We start from the raw sequence: 5,544 nt of genomic DNA, 5'->3' as shown, positions 1-5,544 counted from the left end.
TCCTTTTGTTGATTATGTTCTTGGCGAACAATCAACAGGATACGCCACCTAATTTATTTTTCACATACACCAGATTCGAGCATAACTCGTCATACTTCGTAATATGATTAAATATTATCTTGAGTTATATTATGAAGTATGAAAATTTAAAGAATTATTTGTTGGAAAAATTGCAGCTTGATACAGCTAAGTCTGATGTTTTAGAGTACATGATACTTGAGTATGCCGGTGTATTAAAAGAGTGTGTAAACTCATCTATTTGCTGTAAGACAAAGGAAACTTATTATCATTTTGGATTTCCTATAACGTCTGATTTACTTACACCAAATCATCAAAAATTATTAACCTTCATTGCAAAAGGAATTGAAAATAATATAGAAGAAGCGAAACAGGATTTCTACGCACCAAACTATTATCCTGAAATTTCCCAAGAAGCGATAGGCGCGGGGTTTGGGTATATTCAAGGCGTGGCTTTTCATAAAAAACCTACAGAGATATGTTTTTCTATTCCATATGATATTTCTATGACTATCATCAACGCCTCTTCTCTTATAAAAGCAACTGGTAATATCGAGAACTTGAGCCAAGAAGAATTAAAAAATCTTAAAAAAGGTGTTTTAGCCTATAAAGTAAATAATAACGATGAATCCTTATTAAATTTGATTAACAAATTAGAAGATAAAATAAATAGGCTTTCACATTCCTTGGACATAAGTAATGTGGCCCTGTTAGTTAATCAAGAACGTAGAACTAATCCAGATTTAGGTTTTTTTGCAAATTTGCCAAATGACTCCTTAGGTAGTTTAGCTTCGCAATTATCACCAGAAATGAATGAAATTGAAGCTGCAAAGTTGATGATGAGCGAGATAGATAGGGCTAAAAAAACCTTTGAAAAGATACGTCCTTTTTCTATTAATAAAGATAAGATAGATTTCTCTGAACATGAAGGTACGAATGTTGACATAGAAAAACCAACAGAGTATTTCATCAATTGGTTTAATACTATTGAACCAAAAGTAGTTAACCTTGTTTTTTCTGGCTATAGAATATATAAAATTGATAATGATACGCTCGCAATTAACAAAGGTAGTGGAACACCTGGTATTCAAATTAAGAGACACGGCGAGAGGTTTAAAGCCATTAATAATTTAACGGCAGATAATATAAATGATGCAACTTTAGATATAAAAGAAATCAATTCATTAAGAAAGAAAAATTTACAACAGACATTAACCGATATCTATTTAGGAATGTCAACATCGTCAGTATATAAGCTAAATCTCGACGAGGCAATCAATGAAGCTAAAGAAGAACATGAAAACACAGGTGGTAAGTGCTCAATTCAGTAAATAACAGGCCTCAAACTGATATCAGGTGTATTAGTTCCGATTTAATCTGTCACATCACTTGAAAAGATGGGGGTTTCCGGTTTTGACTGAAGTGCGACCTTAAAATCAAAACAAAAGTTGGATTACTTAATCTTGCCAAAGAACTTGGCAATGTGTCAAAAGCCTGCGAAGTAATGGGATCACGCAACAGGGAGTGTTTGATGGTAAAGCAAAAAGAAGAAAAGAGTCTGCTTCTTCTTGAAGGTTCGCTGAGAGCTATACCGTTTAATATTGTATTGTCGTCTCTCCTGGCAGCGATTCTTCTTTACCATGATACGCCAGTGGCTCTTGTTGGTTTTTGGTTGTTCTCTATCGTATTAGTTAGTCTAATCCGATGGTTTTTTTGTTTTTATGTAATCAGGAAAGGACTTTTACACAAATCATCCTTGTTGATTACCTTCGTCAGCCTCACTTTACTGATGGGTACGGTTTGGGGAGCATCTTACTGGCTAACGTTGCCTTATCTAAGCCAGCCAAATGAATTTATTGTGATTTTAGTCCTTGGGGGAATGAGTGCCGGTTCTATAGCCTCCCTCTCTGCTTATCTTCCCGCCTATTATGCCTATATTATACCAATGTTCCTCCCCGTCATTGCTTATAATTTTTACATCATGAATCCTGACCGAGCCATCCTTGCTCTCATGTTTTTACTCTTTATAATTATGCTTATAATTTCAGCCATCCTGAACCACCGCCTTCTGAACCAGTCATTACTGCTATCAAATGAAAAAGAAAAACTTATTGATAAGCTACATCTTCTGTCAATTACAGATCCTTTAACAGGAGCATACAACCGCCGTCATTTTCAGTCCATCTTAGAACAGGAGCTCTCCAAAAAAAGGACAAACCAGTCTCTGTTAACATTAATACTCGTTGATGTAGATAATTTTAAAGAGATTAATGATAAGTTTGGACATCCCCATGGTGATAGGGTTTTGATAGAAACAGTCCAACAGCTTAAGAAAGCTTTCCGACGAGAACACGATAGACTTTTTCGCTTAGGCGGGGATGAATTCTGTATTGTTCTTAACAATCAATCGGTACAGGAAATCATTAGCCTTTGCCAAGAGTTAGTTAAAATTTATCCATCCAATCATATGGATGGCAGTTTTATTACTTTGAGTATTGGCATTCTTCCCATCCCAGTTGATAGTAAGGCCAACTATGATCGTATAATTTCCTCCGTAGATAATGCTCTTTATAAGGCCAAGCAATCTGGGAAAGCCAAAATCGTTACGTTTCAATCAATCAATTAATCTGATTCATGGTTAATTAGACGCTTGCTTTAAAATGAAATTATAATTTTAGTTTCTATTAACTTAGTTGTGTAGACCAGAAATATCATTAGAGTACACCCTTATGATAATTAAGGTTCTGCTTTGCAAAGGCCTATCATTAAAGTCTAATTTTTAATTTAGATAGAACAATATCATTGGATTTTTGTTTCATTGATAATGAGATTTTTATAATCGATTTGTAAGATGATTTTCTGGCACCATACTCTGATGAAGAATAGCAATAATAATTATTGAGTCAGGCATTGTGAAGTTATAAATGGCATGACTTCCATATAAAAAACGATAAATATCTTTACCTAAATCATCAGAGCAATTTTTTCCCATCAACGGCATATCGGATAGCAGTTCGACTGTCCTTTTTAATTCTTCCAGATAACTTATGGACTGTTTTGATCCCCAATGTTCTAATGTAAAGCGACGAATTTGAATAAGATCCTGTCGTGCCTGTGCTGTAAACTGATACCGGGTCATTATTAGTCAAATTTTCCATTTAATAATTCATCAAAAAAAGCATTCCCTTCAATAAGTCGACCATTAGCAATATCTTCTTTTGCCTGTTCTACGCGAGTTTTCAAATACTGGATTTTGAGGGATTCTAAATTTTGGTAGTCATCAACAGACAAAACAACAGCCACAGCCTTGCCATTTCGGTTAATTTGAACTGGTTCACGTTGTACTTTGAGAAGCAAATCTCCAAAATGTGTTTTGGCTTCATTCGCTGATAATGATTCCATAATAAAATCTCGGTTATTTCGTTCGATTTAATCATTATAGCCTAATCAATCGATAATTTCATCTCTATAAACTAACTTTCGAATAACACGTAAATTCCACCACTTTTGATTAACTCAAAACAATACAGGCACTAGTTATTGTCACTTACCAAACCAATCTACCTGTCTCCGGTAAATCATCTGTCTTGATTACCCCAAACCGCAATCCAACAATTATCGCGCTCGTTATATTTTTACAATCCAGTTTTTGAAAGATGGATTGCCGATGCTGAGTCACTCTTCGGGTGGATACTTTTAAAAAGGCTGCGATTTCCTTCACCTCTTTACCTTGTGCAGATAGATACAGGCACTGCTTTTCCTGCTCGCTTAGTCGCAGGTCGAAACAAATCGGTTGCCTTATCCAGGTGTTGGAAAGTAAGGCCTGGATTTCGGCCAGTTGCTTAGGGGTTGGGTTACTATTGCCTAAATAGTCCAGATAGTTCTTTGCAAACACTTTAAAAAAGGGACTATCGATTAAACTCGTTTTCCTCAAGGTTTCTTGCTTTGTTTTCACCATTATTCTTCCTTTATTTTTTTAAAGGTGTGACTTAGCACAGGAATTATTGAAAAAATAATCCCTGTATCTCTAGTCGCTGAAATGATTAAGATTTTTGGTTAATAACGAATTAAAGCATGCTATAAACCACGCTCTTAATGTTCAACCGGTGTAAATAATGGGAAATTTTGGCGGCTTCTTACGGACATGCCATTGAAATACAAAACTGAAATAGACTAAGATTCGTTTAGCCATAATTTATCCTCGTAGATAGATTGTGGTTAGCTGGCGGGGAGGAGGTGAGATGCCTCTCTGTCAGCGCTTATTGCATTTAAACACATCAAACGCAGATTTATAGTATTTGATTCTGTGGTGCCTTGCAAATGAATTTTTTTAGCTTTTTTAGCAGGCACTACAGAAATTTTTATTTCCTGGATCTACATGAGAGCCCCTTTTCCAATAAGGAAGCCACTCCCCCCTCTTTCCGATAAAACCTATGAATACAGCGTTCATGACTTCCTTTTCAGGTAGTGTTTTTTTAAGTTTGTAAAAGAAATAATCTTCCCTTTCGACTACAAAAGATTCAGACAGGTCTAATAAAGAGGAGGCTACACCAATGGGGTCAGGCTTGAATTTTGAATTAGTTTGGAATTTATCATGACCACTTCGCTTTGCCTCTATCTCACAGAAATCATGACAAGTTGTTGAGCATTCGATTAACTGCATTAGTTTATTGAGTTTTGACACTCTATGCACATTCTTATCCACAGATTTTGTGGATAAGATAAAAATCAATCATTAATTGAAAAAATCATTCAGCCCTTTTAATACAAGGTTTCTCATTGCAGTAAGCGTTTTTTTTTATAAAAAATCGACGGTAAGACTAAAGAGTTATCCACAGGATTTTAGAAGAAGCAATAGGACTACTGCTTGGCTATGATAAACAAATAAATATTAAAAAAACAGTCTTGACTCTGCAATTTGTATGGATAATTGAACTATATATTGAGTGTGCTTTTCTTATAAAATTTCATAGAGGTTGAGAATAGCGCAGTAACAAGGGTTCCTTTATTATTAGCAGTGAATGGTTCAGTATGGTGATAATCTGGCGTAGTCAAAATGGATTATCTATAAAATCTACTAAGGATCAAAAACGATGTATTTTTTTTGATTCCTAAAGCGTTTTTGAAACCAATGCCTGAGTATAACTAGCCGGTTTCCTGGATAAGACAGCGAAGCCAAAAATAATCAGGCTAAATAATAATAAATACAATAAATCCCAATATTGGGGTATGACATGTTTTCCACCATAATTGCCGCAATAAGAAAAGATTCCCAGCCCTAGAAGATAAAACAAAAACCAAAGCGATTGTTTCCCATCAAGATCTCGATGTGTTTTTTTTATAAAACAATAAAGACAGGAAACTATCAGGCCAAGAACCACAATGACTAATAATTTTCGTACACTATGGAAACCAGACCAATAAGCCCCTACTGTGCCAGGGTCTTTTCATGACTAAATATAAACCAAGCATTGTCCAACTATTTTTTAGCCAACAGTCGACGAAAGATTTGGTAAATTTAGATGG

General features: G+C 35.1%; 6 protein-coding genes and 1 pseudogene. 2 read left to right on the top strand and 5 right to left on the bottom strand.

Annotation, left to right across the window (positions count from 1 at the left end; translation table 11 throughout):
* Positions 1–131: 131 nt before the first annotated feature.
* A complete protein-coding gene (locus Lfee_RS01820) occupies positions 132–1,349 on the top strand; it encodes a hypothetical protein (protein ID WP_058443583.1) in 1,218 nt (405 codons plus the stop codon).
* 200 nt (positions 1,350–1,549) lie between these two features.
* Positions 1,550–2,644, top strand: a complete 1,095-nt coding sequence (locus Lfee_RS01815; protein WP_058443582.1) for a GGDEF domain-containing protein — start codon at positions 1,550–1,552, stop codon at positions 2,642–2,644.
* A 207-nt stretch (positions 2,645–2,851) separates the two neighbouring features.
* On the opposite strand, the gene Lfee_RS01810 is transcribed toward Lfee_RS01815, so the two are convergent.
* From Lfee_RS01810 to Lfee_RS17550, 5 genes and pseudogenes are all read right to left on the bottom strand, one after another.
* Positions 2,852–3,157 (bottom strand): type II toxin-antitoxin system RelE/ParE family toxin, encoded by a 306-nt coding sequence (locus Lfee_RS01810; protein WP_058443581.1) that lies wholly within the window; start codon positions 3,155–3,157, stop codon positions 2,852–2,854.
* A gap of 2 nt (positions 3,158–3,159) precedes the next feature.
* Entirely contained in the window at positions 3,160–3,420 is a 261-nt protein-coding gene (locus Lfee_RS01805; RefSeq protein WP_058443580.1) for a type II toxin-antitoxin system Phd/YefM family antitoxin, read from the bottom strand.
* A 145-nt stretch (positions 3,421–3,565) separates the two neighbouring features.
* Complete coding sequence (locus Lfee_RS01800) at positions 3,566–3,976, bottom strand: response regulator transcription factor (protein ID WP_058443579.1); 411 nt, start codon at positions 3,974–3,976, stop codon at positions 3,566–3,568.
* A 381-nt stretch (positions 3,977–4,357) separates the two neighbouring features.
* On the bottom strand, positions 4,358–4,702 hold the full coding sequence (locus tag Lfee_RS01795; RefSeq protein ID WP_131753230.1) for a hypothetical protein: 345 nt from the start codon (positions 4,700–4,702) through the stop codon (positions 4,358–4,360).
* Between the two features lie 427 nt (positions 4,703–5,129).
* A pseudogene (locus Lfee_RS17550) lies at positions 5,130–5,453 on the bottom strand (APC family permease); the annotation flags it as partial.
* Positions 5,454–5,544: the final 91 nt, after the last annotated feature.

Origin of the sequence: Legionella feeleii (assembly GCF_001467625.1) — a bacterium.
Taxonomy (GTDB): Bacteria; Pseudomonadota; Gammaproteobacteria; order Legionellales; family Legionellaceae; genus Tatlockia; species Tatlockia feeleii.
Note: the sequence above shows the minus strand (reverse complement) of the source record. Positions and strands in the feature narration are given on the sequence as shown.